The following is a 16942-nucleotide window of genomic DNA, read 5'->3' as shown; positions in this document are numbered from 1 at the left end:
CGTGCAGGGTGACGGACACAGAGGGGAACGACCCTCAGGGCACGGCGGCCGTAACCGCTCTTCGTCGTTGCGGCGCGCGCTGACGGTGCTTGACTACATCGCTGACCACCCCGATCCGGCGGGCGTGTCCCTCAAGGACATCGCGCGGGGTCTGGGTCTGCACAAGAGCACCTTGCTGCGGCTGCTGGCCCCGCTCACCGACAATGGGCTGGTGCTGCGCGACGCGGAGCGAGCCCGCTATCGGCTCGGTTCCCATGCCGCCTATCTCGGGGGCGCCTACCTGGAACGGCTGGACCTGCGGGAAGTCGCTCGGGGCGCGCTGGCCGGCTTGGCCGGGCAGACCGGCCATACGGCACGGTTGAGCATCCGCGAAGCCGACGAGACCGTCTTGGTCGATGCCGTGGAGGGCAGCGGCCCGATGCCCGTACGACCCCGACTGGGCGCGCGTCATCCCCTGCACACCGGCACGGCCGGGTGGGCGCTGCTGGCCCGGCTCGACGACGCCGAGGTGGCACGGGCCGAAAAGGCGGCGCGGTTGGCGGCGGCCGGCGATCCGGCGAGCGAAGTGGTGGCCGAGGAGCTGCGCGCGGCAGTCAATGCGGCACGGCGCCACGGTTTCGCCGTCGAGGACGGAACCGCCGGGTCGGGCGTGCTCAGCGTGGACGCCCCCATCTCCAACCATGACCACGCCCCCGTCGCGGCCATTGGTCTGTCCGGTGCGATGGCGGGCAGTGCGCAGAGCGCGTCGGTCTCGTCGCTGGGCACACTCGTCCGTGGAGCCGCCCACGAAATATCACGCGCGCTCGGTGCCAGGGCGGGCAGGGCGGGCGTTGCCGACGGTGGGGCCCACCTCGGGACCCACGGTCCCGCCGGGCACCCCGGCAGTGTCGCCGTGCCCAACGGCTCTGGCCGCCCAAGCAGCAGAGGCTCCGAACCGACCTCGCAGCACCCCGCGAAGGAAGCCGCCCACGTGGACAGACGCCAGGTCATCAGTACTCAAGCCGCACCCCAGCCGGTCGGCGCCTACTCGCAGGCCATCGTGGCGGGCGGCTTTCTGCACACGTCCGGCCTGGGACCGCACGATCCCGTCACCGGCCGCGTCGCAGGCCGAACCATCGAGGAGCAGACCGAGCAGACGATGCGCAACCTGGCCTCGGTGCTGAACGCGCATGGACTGGACTTTTCCGACGTGGTGCGCGCGACCGTCCATCTTCAGCACCTCAACCGGGACTTCGACGACTTCAACGCCGTCTACGAACGTCACCTCACCCCGCCTTACCCGGTCCGCACCACGGTCGGCGCCGATCTGGCGAACGTCTTGCTGGAGATCGACATGATGGCGGTCCTCCGCTGAGACCCGCCGCCTCCGCCCCCGGCCGGGCGTGAGCCTCGCCATGTGTCACCAATTGATTACCGACCGTGTAAGGTTCGGAACACTTCTCCATGCATTGCCCGCTGACGTGCCCACGGCAGCGGTCCTTCCGTCGACCGCGCACGCGTTCTGCGGCAGCGGACCGGCCCGGGAGCCGGCGAATCACAGGGGGCGTCATGCAATTAGCGTGGGACCGGTACAAGGAGAACATGGAGCAGGCCCGCGAGGCCCTGCTCCAGCAGCGCACCCAACCGTGGGTCCATCTGCGACCGCAGGAGGTGAACCCGTATCCCCAAGATGTGTGCGCGCGCTTCCCGAAGTCCATCCGTCTGGGGCAGCAGGAGAAGCAGGTCCCGCTCATCATCGACCAGCTCTACAGCTGTCTGCGCTGGACCGGCCGCTCGGCGGTCTCGGTCTACACCCACGAGGCCAACGGCCGCGGCGACCTGATGCTCGGCGTGAAGGCGGCGCAGGCGCTGCGCCTGGTGTTCAGCACGGAGGGCCCGTCTGCCAACGACGTGGCACTGCTGACCGCCGCGAAGGCGCACGCGAAGCTGCCGGAGCTGTTCGACGGCTGTGGTCTGCCCTATGTCATCCTTCCCGGCAGTGACGCGAACCCGAAGGCGGAGCCGGTATTCGCCAAGGACCGCGCGCCTGAATACGTGCTGGTCACACCGCAACTGGCGGCGACCAAGGCGTTGCAGACCACTGTCGAGTCGGCGTGGGGCGGCAGGTCGATGGCGCTGACCGAGTACGCCAAGACCGAGGCCGCCCCGTTCGGTGGCGGGAAGACCTTCGCCACCGGGCTCGGCCAGGAGGAACGCGGCATTACCTTCGACGCGGATCTGCGCGAGTACAAGCGGGCCCAGGAGGCACTGGGTGAGGACGAAGCGGTCCGCCGCACCGTCCGGCTGGAGTACCTGGCGACGCTCTCGGGCAATGCCCGGCCGCTGCTGGCCGCGCTCTTCCCGGAGGACGAGGCGGAGAACCTCGACGCGAACCTGAAGAGGTATGCCGGCGACGCGCGGTCGCGGCTGTACTTTTCGTACACCAACAAGAGCGCCAGCCGCTTCGCGCTGGTCCTGGCGGAGTTCGAGAAGGCCGGCAAGCACGATGTCCATGTGGTGCAGATCTGCCCGGAGTTCTGGAACCCGAAGTTCGCGCTGAACCGGAACTGGCTGGTGGCGGGTCTGACCGAGGAGCCGTTGCGCGGATACCTCGCCGAGCGCGGCGTGGGTCGTGTGGAGCTGACGGAGCTCCCGGCCGAGAGCTCCATGGTCCGGTCCTCCTTCGAGACCGGTCTGGAGGACGGCAAGCGGCTGCATCTCGTCGTCACCGCCCGCATCGGCCACGCCGACCTGCTGAAGCTGGTCAGGGCCAGTGAGCCAGTGATGATGACGACCGGCAACCAGAGCACGTCGGAGGCGTTGGCGGCGGGCAAGACCATCCTGTACGAGAGCATCGGCATGGAGCAGAGCTGGGCGTTCTGCCGGTCGCTGTACCAGGGGGCCAGGGTCGATCCGCGCGAGATCGCCCGGATCGAGGCGGTCAGCCGCGACTACGACCGGGTCAGGGCGGTGCCGCACAGCAAGGAGCTGCCGGGGCTGAAGGAGTTCGCCGAGGCCGGCCAGGCGCTGGCGGTGATCCTGGGCAATCAGTCGTTCCCGAGGTTCAGCGATGTGGCGGCCGCGGGCAAGGACCTCAGCCGCTGGATCAGCGGGCGCTACCTGCGCCGGACGCTGCTGAAGTGTCCGGATTTCGAGCAGCGGCTGCGTGAAGCCGAGCAGCGGGTCATGACCGGCTACCAACGGGCCGAGGTCTATGCGGAGTTCGTCCAGATGCTGCTGACGCTCCCGGCCGGCTGACCTCACGGCCCGCGGGCCGCCAAACCGCCAGAGGCGTGCACGCCGGGGAGGTCAGCCGTCGGCGGCGTACCGCTCGCGCGGCTCGGCGAGCTCTGCCCGGCCGAGGCCGGCAACCTCGGCGGGCCGGGCGCCGTCGTGCTCCAGCGCCCGGCGTGACCGCGGGAGGTCGTGGTCTGCTTCGTGCGCATCGGACCTGTATCCGGTTGCTGCCCGAGCCTGTTGGGGCGGCGGAGTTTCCGGTCATGTGGCCAGGTCCAGCCATTCCCCGACGGCCAGCACGTGTGCGCGCCGTCCGGCGTGCGCGCGGAACTCGTTCTCCGGGTCGGAGACCTCGACGTAGCCCGGGATTTTGTCCGGCTGCTCCGCGTCGTAGTGCATCGGCACCGCGTACCGGGCGGCGAGGATCTCCGCGGCCGCGGCGGCCTGCCTCGGGTCCATCGCGGCGGGCAGCGGGCTCGGCGGCTGCAGGTGCGGCGCGTCGACCACCGCGCCGTTGGCGGGCAGGAACGCCGCGTCGAACGGGCTGAACCGGCGCGCGATGAGCCACCAGTAGCCGTGGAACATCGTGTCGCCGCCGTGGAAGACCCGCTGCCCGTCGGCCTGCACCACCCAGTTCAGCTGCGGGTCGCCCAGCCCGTCGACGGAGGGGACCGCGGTGACGCGGAACGGCCCGACTTCGCGGGTGGACCAGGCATCCACGACCTCGGCGGCCAGCCGGTGCAGGGCCAGTTCGCGCTCGGCCGGCAGCGTCGTCACGTTGTCCACGTCGTCGCCGTGACCGGGTGCCGGTCGCAGCACCGGCGCCCCCGGCGTCACCGCGTCCGCGAGCGCGGACGCGTCGGTGTGGTCCCGATGCAGGTGGGTGACCAGTGCGGCGGTGACCTTCCCGCTCGGCACCGCCAGCCCCTCGCCGGGCTTCCACCCCGTGAACAGCGGTGAGAGGTCCCGTACGTAGTCGATCACCAGTCGCTTGCCGCCTGCCTCGATCTCCAGTCCGGCCCAGCCCAGTCGTCGCACCCGCATCTCGCACTCCTTCGTCCCGGTGGGTGCCGTGGAATTTATCGTACGGTCGTTCGCTAAATCAATAGCGAACGGCCGTACGCTATCCTTGTGGCATGTCACCACGACGCTCAGCGGCCGAAGCGCAGGCCACCAGGGGCCGGATCCTCGGCCGTGCCGCCGAGATCGCCTCCGAGGAGGGGCTGGACGGCATCACCATCGGCCGGCTCGCCGAGGAGCTGGAGATGAGCAAGTCCGGGGTGCACAAGCACTTCGGCACCAAGGAGACGCTGCAGATCTCCACGCTGGACAAGGCGTTCGTGGACTTCTGGCACCGGGTGGTCGAGCCCGCACTGGCCGAACCGCCGGGTCTGCGGCGGCTGCGCGCGGTGTGCGCCAACTCCGTGGGCTATCTGGAAGCGCCACTGCTGCCCGGCGGCTGCCTGATGACCGCGGCGCTCACCGAGTACGACGGCCGCCCCGGCCGGGTGCGCGACGCGGTGGCCGAGGTGTGGTCGCGCTGGCGGGAACAGCTGCGGGCGGACCTGACCGCGGCGGTGGAGAACGGCGAGCTGCCCGCCGGGTTCGACATCGACCAGGCGCTGTTCGAGATCGTCGCCGCCGGGCTGGCACTGAACGCGGCCATGCAACTCCAGCACGACCGGTCGGCCGTGGGCCGGGCCCACCGCGCGATCGAACGGGCCTTGGACCAGCCCTGACCGTACGCCGGACCGGGCACTGGCGGAGCGCGCCGAGCACGGGCAGGGGGTGGGTGGTGGCCCTAACGGCGACTTCGAACTGTGGATCCGCCCCATCTCACCCAGTTGGGCGGAATGATGAGGAACTATCCGGGCCCGGAGCGCACGGACCGATGCTTCCGTCTGCCGTAGAGGGTGGAGCTGTTCGTCGGGGATCCCTGCTGTGGGTCGGGCGGCGGCCCTTCCGGTGCAACTCCGTGCCGGGTGCTACCCCAGGTCGAAGGTGTTGGGCAGCCCCAACCGATAGCGCACCTCGTCGACCCGCTTCAGGGGCTCCATCTCCGGCGGCCGGAACAACTCCCAGATGCGACACCGCTCGGCGGCCGAATTCTCCGCGTCCAGGAGTGCGTTGACGGCGCGTCGCGCGGACTCGTTGGCTCCCTCCATGGTCGCCAGGTCCACATCCGTACGGACGTAGTCGCCCGCGAGGAAGAAGTTCGGCACCGCTGTCCTGGCCGACGGGCGGTTGTAGAGGGTGCCGGTGGGGTGGATGAGGAGCTGTTCGCGGTTCCGCGGATCGGGGCCGCCGAGGCCCGTCACCGCTGGGTCCATGAACCAGCCGAGCCGGTCCTCGTCCCTGAGCGTCGTCTTGCCGGAGTCGTTCAGCCCGTCCTTCAGCTGGGCCCACAGTTCGGCGACGATCTCGTCCTTGGTGCACTCACGGGCCGTCTTGCCGTGCAGGATGCCGGGCTTGTCCCACTCGGAGATGATCGCGGACAGACACTCGTGGGCCTGCCCGTCCCCGTAGTCGCGCGAAAAGTTCCGTACGTCCCAGAACTGCGTCTGGCCGATTCCGGTGACCGCCCACGGTGAGTCGATGCAGTTGATGTGGCCGTGCACGACGGGGGTGGGCGTGCGCAGGTAGAACATCACGCCGGTCATCCAGTCCGTCTTCAGCGTGTCGCACCGCCCGAGCTGCGGGTCGGCGGCGCGCAGGGCCGGGCCCCAGGTCGCGCGCGCGTGCTCGACCGGGAGGGCGGAGATGTAGTGGTCGGCGGTGATGGTGCGCTGCCGGCTGCCGTCGCGCGCCGCCACCCGTACGCCGCTCACCCGGCCGCCGTCGTGCACCACCTCCCGGACCTCGGTGTCGAGCACGAACCCGACGCCCTGGGAGCGCAGATGCCTCTCCCAGGGGTCGATCCACGCCTCGCTGGTCGGGGCGTTCAGCACCCGGTCGATGTCCGCGTCACCGTCCATGCCGCGGCCGAGCAGGCCCCACAGGAGGAGGGCCTCGATGATGACGCGGCCGACGGTGCGGGTGGAGGCGATCTCGGCGCGGGTGGCGACGAGGTTGCGGGTCTGGCCGATGCCGAGGAGTACCTGGTACTCGCGGCTCATTTCGCCGGCCCGGATGAAGTCCCACCATGCGACCTTTTCCCACTGGTCCTCGCGGCGGGCGTCGCAACTGGTGAGGTGGACCAGGAGGCGGTCGGCGAAGTAGGCGGCCTCGTTGGCGGGCAGGTGGGTGGCGAGGTCCAGCACCGACAGGATCTGGTCGCGGATCCAGGACGGGGTGAGGTCGCCGGGGGCGGGCGGGGTGGTGGCCCGGCGGAGTGGGAAGTGCAGGTCCGGGCGGCCCGAGCCGTGCGCGAACAACGCCTCCGTGCCGCTGCGGAGGTTGCCGTGGACTCCGCTCGCGTTGCCGGGGAAGGGGATGCGACGCATGGTGTCCGGCAGATTCCGGTAGAAGCCGGGGAAGAAGCGGAAGCCGTGCTCGCCGGGAAGCGGCTTGCGGCCGCCCGTTCCGGTCCCGGGGACGTCCATGGAGCGGGCCTTGCCGCCGAGGGCGTCGTAGTACTCGTAGACCGTGACCTCGTAGCCGCGTTCGGCGAGTTCGTGGGCGGCGCTGAGGCCGGAGACTCCGCCGCCGAGGACGGCGACGCGCTTGCCGGAGGAGGCTGCGGCCGCGCTGCCGGCAGTCCCCAATGCGCCGGCCGTTCCCCCGCCGACGACTCCGGCGACAGCGCCCCCGGTCGCCGTCAGGAAGCGTCTGCGGCTGTGCCCGTTGTGCCCCTGGGACTGCTGCGCGTTGTCAGTTGTCATGAACACCGAAGGGTAGGGAGGGGCGCCGGAAGCCGGAAGCCCTATTTCCCGTCACCCACAGCATCCTCACAAACGCAGGAGGCGGCGATGCCGGGCGTGTTCGGGCAGCCGGCCCGTCGACTCGTATCCGCGGCTCGCACCCGAGGCGCGGCGCGGGTCGATGGGCTGCTTCGGCCGGGGAGCGCCCGCTGCGCGGTCATGGTCTCCCGGTGCCCGCTCAGAACAGTGCCAGGCCCTCGCCGCTGGTGTCCGCGATGACTGGCCGGAACTGGGCGGGGAGTCCGTCCAAGCGGTCAGGACCGGCCGCGGCGGCCACGGCAGGGGCCGTCTCGGCCAACCAGAGACCAAAGCGCTCGGCGGCTTCGCGGTAGGGGACTCGCGCCAGGACGCGGTGCTCGCCGGAGGGGCAGAAATCGACTGCGACAGTGAGCAGGCAGGAACGGGGCGCGTTCTGACTGCCCGTCCAGGACACGCGCAGGACACCGCAGGGCTGGCGCCCGCGGGAGGTGCGGTGGGTCGGGCGCAGCGATCGGCAGGCTATCTGGGCGGTCCATGCGGCGAGGTGCGGCAGGGGCAAGGTGGTGCGTGCGCGGCAGCCGGGGCAGCGGTGCCAGTGGCGAAGCCAGTGGTCGGTGTCGATGTGGAAGAGGCGTGTGTAGCGGTTCGCCACGCGGATGTCGTTGCTGTACAGGTGGTCGGGGCGTTCCTGGGTGTTGCAGGACTGGCAGACGGGGGCGCGGACGTAGCCGTGTTCGTGGCAGTGGTCGAGGACTGCGGCGGGCGCGGTGCGGCAGACGGCGCACGCCCACCCGGCCATCCTGCGGGAGGTACCGGGCTTTCTGCTGAGCACCGAGTACAGCTGGCCTTCCAGCTCTCCGTTGTACGGGCGCGGCGAGACGGTGGGCCCGCCTGGGCTCGTCGTCTGCCGATCGTCGGCCTCTCGGGCCTGCCGGGGGTGGGAGGGCGGCTCGGTGACGGATGCGCCTGCCTGGCGGGTCCGCGCGGCTCGCACCCACTGCGTTTCGGTGTGCTCGGCCGCGTCGAGCAGCCTGACCACGGCGCGCGGCAGCCACCACGTCCGCTGTGTCCCGTCGCGGGCCTGCTCCACGAGTATCCGCCGCCAGTCGATTCCCGCCAGATGGTACGGTCGGCCGACTTCACCTCGTGCTACCCGCTCGGGGCCGCCCAGCTGCTGCAGTTCCCCCGTGATGCGCCGACGCCAGCGCAGCGGCGTTTCCTCGTCGCACTCCTGACTCGGCGCCTTACGAAATGGACCGATGCGGATCAGGTCGTGCCGATCCATCCCCACCGCGTTCAGTTCCGCGGCCGCCCGGCGCACCTCGAGCTCCGGAACCCTCCACTGGCCGCCGCTCGCCCTCACCGTCGCCACCACATGGCCGCCGAGCAGGACGTACCCCGCCCGGGCATGGGCAGGAGAGCGGGTGAATGCCCCAGAAGCCGTCGGCACAGCACTGTCGGCCGTCACATCGACCCACAGAGCGTCCGCGGCCCCCAGGGTGATCAGGCCGTCCGTGCGACCGGGTATGACACGCTCTGACATACCGACAGGCTAACGGCCCGCAACGCGGCAACGGGTTCCAAGCGCCTCGGTCAGCCGGGCCGCCACCCACACCGCGTCCGCCGCCCGCCCCTTCGACAGCGACACGGCCGGGGGATTCCGTCAGGCCACCTTCCTCGTCCGCGCGAGAGTCGTCCGCGCTCTCGTCCGCTGCCGTCGATTCGCCTGCTGAGATCCGCGGTCAGGGCCACTACACCCTCGCGCCGGAGTGTTTACCTCCCCGGAACACCGAGGGGTTCCCGCAACAAGGGTTGCAATATACAGTGCTGCAATATTCCTTGCAGGATGCTCCGTCTCATACCTGGGAGCGAAGGCGTGCCCACAGCACAGAACAACGAGATCCTCGACCATGCCGACGCTCAGTGGCTGGGCGACGCACTGCCCCGGGTGCGGCTGTCCAAGGCGCAGTCACGCGTGGTCGACGTGATCGTCCGCAACCCGCAGCTGGCCTCCTACGCGGACCTCGCCGAGATCGCTCAGCGGGCCGACGTCAACAGCTCCACAGTGGTCCGAGCCGCCCAGGCACTGGGGTACCGGGGCTGGCCGGACCTGCAGCGTGAGCTGCGCGCCCGTTACCTGGTGCTGATCTCCACCGAGGACAAGCTCACCCAGTCCGGCGAGCATCGCAGCCCGCTGCACGACGCCCTCACACACGACATCGACAATCTGCGCCAGACCCTGGACAACAACACCGCCGCGGAGGCGGAGGCCGCCATCGCGACCCTGGCCGCGGCCAAGTCGATCCTCGTCGTCGGCGCCGGCTCCTTCGCCGGACCGGCGAGCGTCATGGCCCACCTCGGCTCCACGATGGGCTATCCGATATCGCTGGAAAATCGGGGCGGAGTGCACTTGGCCAGTGCCGTCAACAGCCTCGGCCCCGGGGACGTCCTCGTGGTCGTCAACATGTGGCGGTCCATGAAGCAGATCATCGTGACCGCCGAGGCCGCCCGTGAGGCCGGCGCCGCGGTGGTGGCGATCACGGACATGCGCCGCGGCCGTCTGGCCACCACCGTGGCCGAGCATCTGTTCATCGTGCCGTCGGAAGGCATCTCCTTCTTCCAGTCCGTCACCGCGGCCACCTCGGTGGTCTACGGTCTGCTGGCCGGAATGCAGGCGGCTCAGCCGGAGCGCAGCAGGGCGGCCATCCGCCGCACCCAGCAGCTGTGGAAGGACCTGGACATCTACCTGGAGTAGAGGTGCCGGACACCGGACACTCCTCGACGCCCCACCACTCCGGCGCCGAGATCATCGCACCCGGCCCGCGTCCGCGCACCGGGCCCGCGCACCCGGCCCGCGCGCGCACCCGGCCCGCGTCCGCCGCCCCACGCGACATCTTCCCGGGCCACCAGCGGCCCTCGCCCCCTCTTCGTCGTACCCACGCCCCTTCGACAGGAGCTCTCATGAACCAGCACGTCGCCGTCGTCGGCCTGGGCTCGATGGGCGGCGCCATGGCCGTCACCCTGCATCGGGCGGGCTGGCAGGTCTCCGGCTTCGATCCCTCGCCCGTCGCGCGCTCCGCCGCCGAAGCGGCGGGCATCCGCACCGTGGACGACGTCGGACACCTGGCCGGAACGCCCTACGCCGTCCTCTCGCTGCCCTCGGCGGGTGTGGTCGGGACGACCGTTCCGGTGCTGCTGTCCCGCCCCGGCACTCTCGCCATCGTCGACACCACGACATCGGAGCCGGCCACGAGCGCCTCGCTCTCCTCCCTCGCCGCGGACCAGGGCGCGGCCTTCGTCGACGCGCCCGTCTCGGGCGGCCGCGACGGGGCCGCGGAAGGCCGGCTGACCGCCTTCGTCGGTGCCACGGAGCAGGCCCTCGACGCGGCCCGGCCCGTCCTCGAGGCCCTGACCGGCGGCCAGTACGAGCATCTCGGCGGCCCCGGCTCCGGCAATGTGGTCAAGCTGCTCAACAACGTCCTGGCCGCGGCCAACCTGGTCTCGGTCGGGGAGGCCCTCGCCATCGCGAAGGCCCACGGTGTGGATCCCGCGATGGCCGCAGCCGGTATCAGCGGTGCCTCCGGCGGCAGCCAGGTCTCCGCTGCCATGTACCCGAAGTGGGTGCTGACCGGTGCCCACGACTCCGGCTTCTCCATGGGCCTCATGGCCCGTGACGCCGCCCTGGCCATCGAGATCGCCGCCCAGCGGGGCGAACGGCCGGAGCTGCTGGCCGCGGCGAACCAGCGCTGGCAAGCCGCCCTGGCCGCACTCGGCTCCGGCGCCGACTTCACCGAGATCGCCCGCACCGTCGCCCCCTGTCTCACCAGCGAAGGAGCCCCCGCAGCATGACCACCGCGACCACCCCGTCCTCCGCCACCGCCGCCCGCGCGGCCGTGGACACCGCCTTCCCCCAGGGTCTGGGCACCTTCCTCGACGGCCGCGTCGTCCCCGGCCGCGGTGAGACCATCCCGCTCACCGCCGCCGCCACCGGCGAGGAGTACGCCGCGTTCCGCGATCCCGGCCGGGAGGCGGCCGAGACCATCCTGACCAGCGCCGTCCGCGGGGCGGCGGTGTGGGGCGCGACGGGCCCCTTCGAACGGGCGGCGATCCTGCGCGAGGTCTCCCGCACGGTTGCCGAGCACGCCGAGGAACTGGCCGTGCTGGAGTCCGTCACCACGGGAAAGCCCCTGCGGGACACCCGGGCCGAGGCGGCCAAGGTCGCCGAGATGTTCGGCTACTACGCCGGCTGGGCGGACAAGCTGACGGGCCAGACCATCCCCGTCCCCGGCGACTGGCACACCTACACCGAGCGCGTGCCCTGGGGTGTGGTGGTGGCCATCACCCCGTGGAACGCGCCCCTGTTCACCGCGGGCTGGAACTCGGCAGCCCCGCTGGCGGCGGGCAACGCGGTCGTCGTCAAGCCCAGCGAGTTCACCCCGGTGTCCACGCTCCGGCTGGCCCAGCTGGCGCACCGGGCCGGCCTCCCGGAGGGCGTGTTCAACGTCGCCGCCGGGCACGGCTCCACCGTGGGCGCCGCACTGACCAGCGATCCGCGCGTCGGGAAGGTCTCCTTCATCGGCTCGGTGGCCACCGGCCGCCGGGTGGCGGTCGCGACGGCGGGGGCCGGTATCCCCACCGTCCTGGAGCTCGGCGGCAAGAGTGCCAACATCGTCTTCGCCGACGCCGACCTGGACAGGGCGGCGGACGGCGCCATCGCCGCCGTCTTCTCCGGCGCCGGACAGTCCTGCGTGGCCGGTTCGCGCCTGCTGGTCGAGCGCGGTGTCCACGCCGCGTTCGTGGAGCGCGTGGCGGAGCGGGCGGCGCGGCTGCGCCTCGGCGACCCGCTCGACCCCACCACCGAGGTCGGCCCGATCATCACGGCACCGCAGTTCGCCACCGTGACCTCGCTGATCGAGGCGGGAATAGCGGACGGCGGCCGCCGGATCACCGACGCGCGGCTGCCCTCCGAGCTGACCGGCTCCGCGCTGGCCGGCGGCCACTGGGTCATGCCGACCCTGCTGGACGGGGTCACCCCCGCCAACCGGCTGGAGACCACCGAGGTCTTCGGACCGGTGGTCGGCGCCGACGTCTTCGACACCGAGGCGGAGGCGATCGAACGGGCCAACGGCACGGACTTCGGCCTCGCCGGAGCGGTCTGGACCGGCGATGTCTCCCGCGCCCACCATGTGGCGCGCTCCGTGCGGGCCGGCACCTTCTGGATCAACGCCTACAAGACCATCCACGTGGCGGTCCCCTTCGGCGGCTTCGGCGACTCCGGCCACGGCCGGTCCTCCGGCCCCGGCGTGCTGGACGAGTACACGCAGACCAAGGCCGTCTGGGTGCCCACCCGGGCCGCCGGCACGCCGTTCCCCTCGCTGAGCTACTAGGCAGGCACAGATGACACTGACGGACCTTGCCGCCGGTTCCGGCCGGCTGAAGACGGACCTCGCGGCCGGCGTCGAGCGCTGGAGGGAACGGGTGCTCGCGCTCTCGCGCTCCCTCCACGCCCATCCCGAGGTGGCCTTCGAGGAGACGGCCTCCTCAGCCGCTCTCACGCAGCTGCTCGAGCAGGGAGGGTTCGACGTCGAACGCGGCACGGGCGGTCTGCCCACCGCCTTCACCGCCACGGCGGGAAGCGGCGAGCTGACGGTCGCGCTGTGCGTCGAGTACGACGCGCTGCCGGAGGTGGGCCACGCCTGCGGACATAACCTCATCGCCGGTGCCTCGCTCGCCTCCGCGCTGGCCCTGGCACCCCACGTGGACGAACTCGGCATCACGCTCAAGGCGATCGGCACCCCGGCCGAGGAGCACGGCGGCGGCAAGGCGCTGCTGCTCGAGGCAGGCGCGTTCGACGGAGTGGGGCTGGCCCTGATGGTTCACCTCGTCCAGGACGGAGTGACCTGTGCCCCGGCCGGGACCAGCTCCCAGGCGGTGGGCAGGTACCGGGCCGTGTTCTCCGGCAAGGCGGCCCATGCGGCGGCGGCCCCTCACCTCGGTGTGAACGCCGCCGACGCGGCCGTGCTCAGCCAGGTGGCCGTCGGCCTGCTGCGCCAGCAGATCCCGGGGGACCACCGGGTGGCGCTCTTCGTGGCGGAGGGCGGTATCGCCACGAATGTCATACCCGAGCGCGCCGTCGTCGACTTCGAGTGCCGCGCCTTCACCCTGCAGGAGTACGAAGCGCTGCTGGCACGGGTCCGCCGCTGTTTCGAGGGCGCGGCCCTGGCCACGGGCGCCGAGCTGACCATCGAGTCCACGGAGCCGCTCTATGAGCCGCTGGTCCAGGATGAGACACTCGCCGCCCACTGGACGGCCGCCATGCGCGCCCTGGGGCGGGACACCTCGCCCGCGGGGCGGCTCAGCGGCGGATCGACCGACATGGGCAACGTCAGCCAGGTGATCCCCAGCCTCCACCCCTGGCTGAGCATCCCCGGAGCCGACGTCCCCATCCACTCGCACGGCTTTACCGCCCTGGCCGACACCCCCCGGGCGTACCGGGTGATGTTCGAGGCAGCCCTCGCGCTGGCCTGGACCGTAGCCGACACGGCCACCGACTCGGAGCAGAGGAAACGTTTCGCCACGACGCCCTATCGCCGGAACCCCACCCAGGAAGCAGCAGCGACATGACCACCCACACCGCCCCGGCCAAGGCCGGACCGAAGTCACCCCTGCAAACGCTGCCGATCGCTGCCCTGGCGCTGGTCATCGCGCTGGCCGTCCAGTTCATCGGGCAACTCGACATCGATCTGGGCGTCGGATCCGTCATCATCTTCCCGATGGTGTGGGGCCTGCTCCTGGGCCTGCTGGTCTCCGTCCAGAAGGTCAGGCCCCTGGGCCTGGACCTCCAGAAGGCGGCCGCGGCTCTCGTCGGCGTGGCCGTGATGCTCCTCGTGGCCCGGCTGGCCTTCAACATCGGTCCGAGCCTGCCGACCCTGGTCAAGGCGGGACCCGCCCTGCTGCTGCAGGAGGTCGGGCACCTCCTGGGGACGATCGCCCTGGCCCTGCCGCTGGCCGTGCTGCTGCGCATGGGCAAGGCCACGGTGGGCGCCACCTTCTCGCTGGACCGCGAGCCCTCCTTCGCGATGGTCTCGGAGAAGTACGGGCCGGACTCGGACCAGTACCGCGGCGTGCTGGCGATGTACGTGTTCGGCACGCTCTTCGGCGCCGTGTTCATCACGCTCCTGACATCCGTCGTGGCGAACTGGCGCATCTTCGATCCACTGGCGATGGCCATGGGAGCGGGCGTCGGATCCGGGTCCATGATGGCGGCGTCCTCGGCGAGCATCGTGGCCGCGCACCCCGCCGACCAGGAGGCCATCCTCGGCACGGCCGCGGTGTCCAACCTCATCACCACCGTCCTGGGCGTCTACATCGGGATCTACATCGCGCTCCCGCTGGCCGACAGGGTCTACCGCTTCCTCACCCGCGGCCGGCACGACGGCGCGGCCGCGGCCGCCACGACGGAGCCGGACACGGACGCCGGGGCGTCCGCCACCCCAGCTCCCGCCCGCTCCCAGGCGGACGACATCGCGGTGAACCGCGCGTTCCGGGAGCAGGTGGCGGCGGCCTCGGCCGAGGTGAAGCTACCGCTCTGGCTGTCCCTCGGAGTACTGACGGTGCTGGGCATCGGCGCCGCCTCGGTGTCGGCCAAGGCCCTCAGCTGGCAGATCATCGGCGGCTACGCGATCCTCCTGGCCCTCGTATCGCTCGGTCTCGTCCTGGCCAAGGCAACCCGGAAGATCTCACCCATCGTGTGGATCACCACCGTGGGCGCGTACGTCTCGAGTCCGTGGTTCTTCGGCGCGGAAGCGATCAACTCGCTGGTGAACTCGGTGGACTTCCTCTCCATCGCCACGATCATGCTGACGCTGGCAGGTCTGTCGCTCGGCAAGGACGTCCCCCTGCTGCGGCGTATCGGCTGGAAGATCGTCCCGGTCGGCCTGGTAGCGATCACCGCGTCGTTCCTCCTGTCCACGCTGATCGCCGAGTTCACCCTCGGCCTCTGGGGCTGAGGATCCGCTGGAACCGGCTCGCCTGATCCCATCGCGCCGTCATCCGTCTGGCGAGTGGTTCCGCGCCATGGCTACGCTGGACATCAGCGAGTCCGCCAGGCGGTGGCACCGAACGCCGCGTCCGGCGGGAGGACGGTCGTTACCCATGGCACGCACCAGTCACATCACCGAGGATCGTGAGCTCGTCACCGACGTCCCTCGCCCCGTCTACGACTTCATCGTCTGCGGCGGAGGGACCTCGGGGTCCGTCGTCGCCCGGCGGCTGGCGGACGTGCCCGAGGTGAGTGTCCTGCTGCTGGAGGCCGGTGGCAGCGACCGGGTGGAGTCGGTCACCGACGCCACCCGGTGGATGTCCAACATCGGCAGCGAACGCGACTGGGGCTTTTCGGCCCAGCCGTCCCGCTCGCTGCGCGGCCGTGCGCCCGCGCTGCCGATGGGCAAGGTGCTGGGCGGTGGCTCCAGCGTCAACGCCTCCGTCTGGGCACGGGGCCACCGCGTCGACTTCGACTCCTGGGCCGAGGAGACCGGCGACCCGGGCTGGTCGTACGCCTCTGTCCGCGATGTCTACCGCCGGGTGGAGGGCTGGACCGGCCCCGCCGACCCCCGCCGCGGCACCGGTGGCCCGCTGCGGATCGCCCTCCCCGAAGACCCGGTCCCGGTCGCGGCGGCCCTGGCCCGGGCGGCGTCCGCGACCGGCATTCCGGCTGTCGGCGATCTCAACGCGGACCCCATGGAGTCCGGCTGTGGCTGCGGCTTTCCCAATCTCGCGGTAGGCCCGGGACATGCCCGGGTCTCGATCGCCGCCACCTATCTCCATCCGGCCATGGGCCGTCCCAATCTCGACATCGTGCTGCGCGCCGAGGTGACCCGGCTGAGGCTGTCGGGGAGCCGGGTGACCGGGGTGGAGTTCGTCAGCCGGGGCCGCGCACACACCGTCTCGGCGGCCGAGGAGGTGATCGTCTCCCTCGGTGCCATCAACACCCCGAAGCTGCTGATGCTCTCCGGCCTGGGCGACCAGGCGGAACTCGCGGCGCTCGGCATCCCCGGCGTCGTAGATCTGCCGGGTGTGGGGAAGAACTTCCAGGATCACATCCTGCTCGCCGGCTGTATCTGGGAGTACCGGATCCCCGAGGCGCCCCGGAACAACGCCGCCGAGTTCGCCATCTTCGCCAGGAGCGACCCGTCGCTGCCCGGTCCCGACCTGATGCCGGTGCTGGACGAGCTCCCGCTCGCCAGCGAGGCGACGGCCCTCCGGTACGACGTTCCCGTGGGGGCCGATTCCGCCTGGACGCTGGCGCCCGGCCTCGCCCGCCCGGCCAGTCGCGGCTCCGTACGGCTGGCCGGTACGGATCCCTTCGCACCCCCGCTGATCGACGCCGGATACCTGCGGGCCGAGGAGGACATGAGAGCGCTCGAACACTGCGTGGAGCTCTGCCGGGAGATCGGCAACTCGGCGGAGGTCGAGCCGTTCGTCAAACGCGAGGTCATGCCCGGTCCGCTGGGCCGTGCCGAGCTCAGGGACTTCATCCGGGACGCGGCCGGTTCGTACTTCCACGAGACCTGCACCGCGAAGATGGGGCGCGACGAGATGTCCGTGGTCGATGCCTCCCTGCGCGTCCACGGGATCGAAGGCCTGCGTGTCGCGGACGGCTCGGTCATGCCCACCATCACCAGCGGAAACACCATGGCACCCTGCGTCGTCATCGGCGAACGGGCCGCGGACCTGATCAAGGCCGGGCAGGGCATCGGCTGACGTCCGCGCCTCGGCGGCGTCCGGCTCGTATACCGATGACCATGACCATCGACCGGGGACTCTCCTCGGGGGAGGGTTATATTCGGGCTATATGGGACGCTCGCGGTCTGCGATCCGTACGACAT

At 71.1% G+C, this 16942-nt stretch carries 12 protein-coding genes and 1 pseudogene; 10 read left to right on the top strand and 3 right to left on the bottom strand.

The features are described 5' to 3' along the window. Position 1: 1 nt before the first annotated feature. The 3 genes and pseudogenes from LIV37_RS52435 to LIV37_RS01410 all read left to right on the top strand — a co-directional run. Positions 2 to 787, top strand: a pseudogene (locus LIV37_RS52435) (IclR family transcriptional regulator); the annotation flags it as partial. A 183-nt stretch (positions 788 to 970) separates the two neighbouring features. Then, positions 971 to 1354 (top strand): RidA family protein, encoded by a 384-nt coding sequence (locus tag LIV37_RS52430; RefSeq protein WP_243146490.1) that lies wholly within the window; start codon positions 971 to 973, stop codon positions 1352 to 1354. 194 nt (positions 1355 to 1548) lie between these two features. After that, a complete protein-coding gene (locus LIV37_RS01410) occupies positions 1549 to 3237 on the top strand; it encodes a hypothetical protein (RefSeq protein ID WP_148717886.1) in 1689 nt (562 codons plus the stop codon). A 240-nt stretch (positions 3238 to 3477) separates the two neighbouring features. On the opposite strand, the gene LIV37_RS01405 is transcribed toward LIV37_RS01410, so the two are convergent. Then, complete coding sequence (locus LIV37_RS01405; RefSeq protein WP_020865326.1) at positions 3478 to 4260, bottom strand: MBL fold metallo-hydrolase; 783 nt, start codon at positions 4258 to 4260, stop codon at positions 3478 to 3480. Positions 4261 to 4352: 92 nt separating this feature from the next. Here LIV37_RS01405 and LIV37_RS01400 point away from each other — a divergent pair, with 92 nt between their 5' ends. Further along, the gene (locus LIV37_RS01400) at positions 4353 to 4955 is read left to right on the top strand and encodes a TetR/AcrR family transcriptional regulator (RefSeq protein ID WP_020865325.1); all 603 of its coding nucleotides are present in this window, start codon (positions 4353 to 4355) and stop codon (positions 4953 to 4955) included. 246 nt (positions 4956 to 5201) lie between these two features. Here the strand turns inward: LIV37_RS01400 and LIV37_RS01395 are convergent, their stop codons facing one another. Beyond that, positions 5202 to 7037: a hydroxysqualene dehydroxylase gene (locus LIV37_RS01395; RefSeq protein ID WP_121825948.1), complete on the bottom strand. Its 1836-nt coding sequence runs from the start codon at positions 7035 to 7037 to the stop codon at positions 5202 to 5204. Between the two features lie 217 nt (positions 7038 to 7254). Further along, on the bottom strand, positions 7255 to 8598 hold the full coding sequence (locus tag LIV37_RS01390; protein WP_121825949.1) for an endonuclease domain-containing protein: 1344 nt from the start codon (positions 8596 to 8598) through the stop codon (positions 7255 to 7257). Positions 8599 to 8931: 333 nt separating this feature from the next. Between LIV37_RS01390 and LIV37_RS01385 the strand changes: the two genes are divergently transcribed. From LIV37_RS01385 to LIV37_RS01360, 6 genes are all read left to right on the top strand, one after another. Beyond that, entirely contained in the window at positions 8932 to 9810 is an 879-nt protein-coding gene (locus LIV37_RS01385; RefSeq protein WP_020865322.1) for a MurR/RpiR family transcriptional regulator, read from the top strand. 206 nt (positions 9811 to 10016) lie between these two features. Then, entirely contained in the window at positions 10017 to 10904 is an 888-nt protein-coding gene (locus tag LIV37_RS01380) for an NAD(P)-dependent oxidoreductase (RefSeq protein ID WP_020865321.1), read from the top strand. Beyond that, the gene (locus LIV37_RS01375; RefSeq protein ID WP_020865320.1) at positions 10901 to 12442 is read left to right on the top strand and encodes an aldehyde dehydrogenase family protein; all 1542 of its coding nucleotides are present in this window, start codon (positions 10901 to 10903) and stop codon (positions 12440 to 12442) included. Before LIV37_RS01380 ends, LIV37_RS01375 begins: the two co-directional genes overlap by 4 nt. A 10-nt stretch (positions 12443 to 12452) precedes the next feature. Then, positions 12453 to 13679, top strand: coding sequence for an amidohydrolase (locus LIV37_RS01370; protein WP_020865319.1), 1227 nt, complete (start codon positions 12453 to 12455; stop codon positions 13677 to 13679). Further along, positions 13676 to 15064, top strand: a complete 1389-nt coding sequence (locus LIV37_RS01365) for a DUF3100 domain-containing protein (protein WP_020865318.1) — start codon at positions 13676 to 13678, stop codon at positions 15062 to 15064. The genes LIV37_RS01370 and LIV37_RS01365 overlap by 4 nt, the downstream gene beginning before the upstream one ends. A 145-nt stretch (positions 15065 to 15209) precedes the next feature. After that, positions 15210 to 16817, top strand: a complete 1608-nt coding sequence (locus LIV37_RS01360) for a GMC family oxidoreductase (RefSeq protein WP_020865317.1) — start codon at positions 15210 to 15212, stop codon at positions 16815 to 16817. The last annotated feature ends 125 nt before the right edge of the window (positions 16818 to 16942 follow it).

This window comes from Streptomyces rapamycinicus NRRL 5491 (assembly GCF_024298965.1).
Taxonomy (GTDB): domain Bacteria; phylum Actinomycetota; class Actinomycetes; order Streptomycetales; family Streptomycetaceae; genus Streptomyces; species Streptomyces rapamycinicus.
The sequence above is the reverse complement of the archived record's forward strand: the minus strand, read 5'-3'. Positions and strand labels throughout refer to the sequence as shown.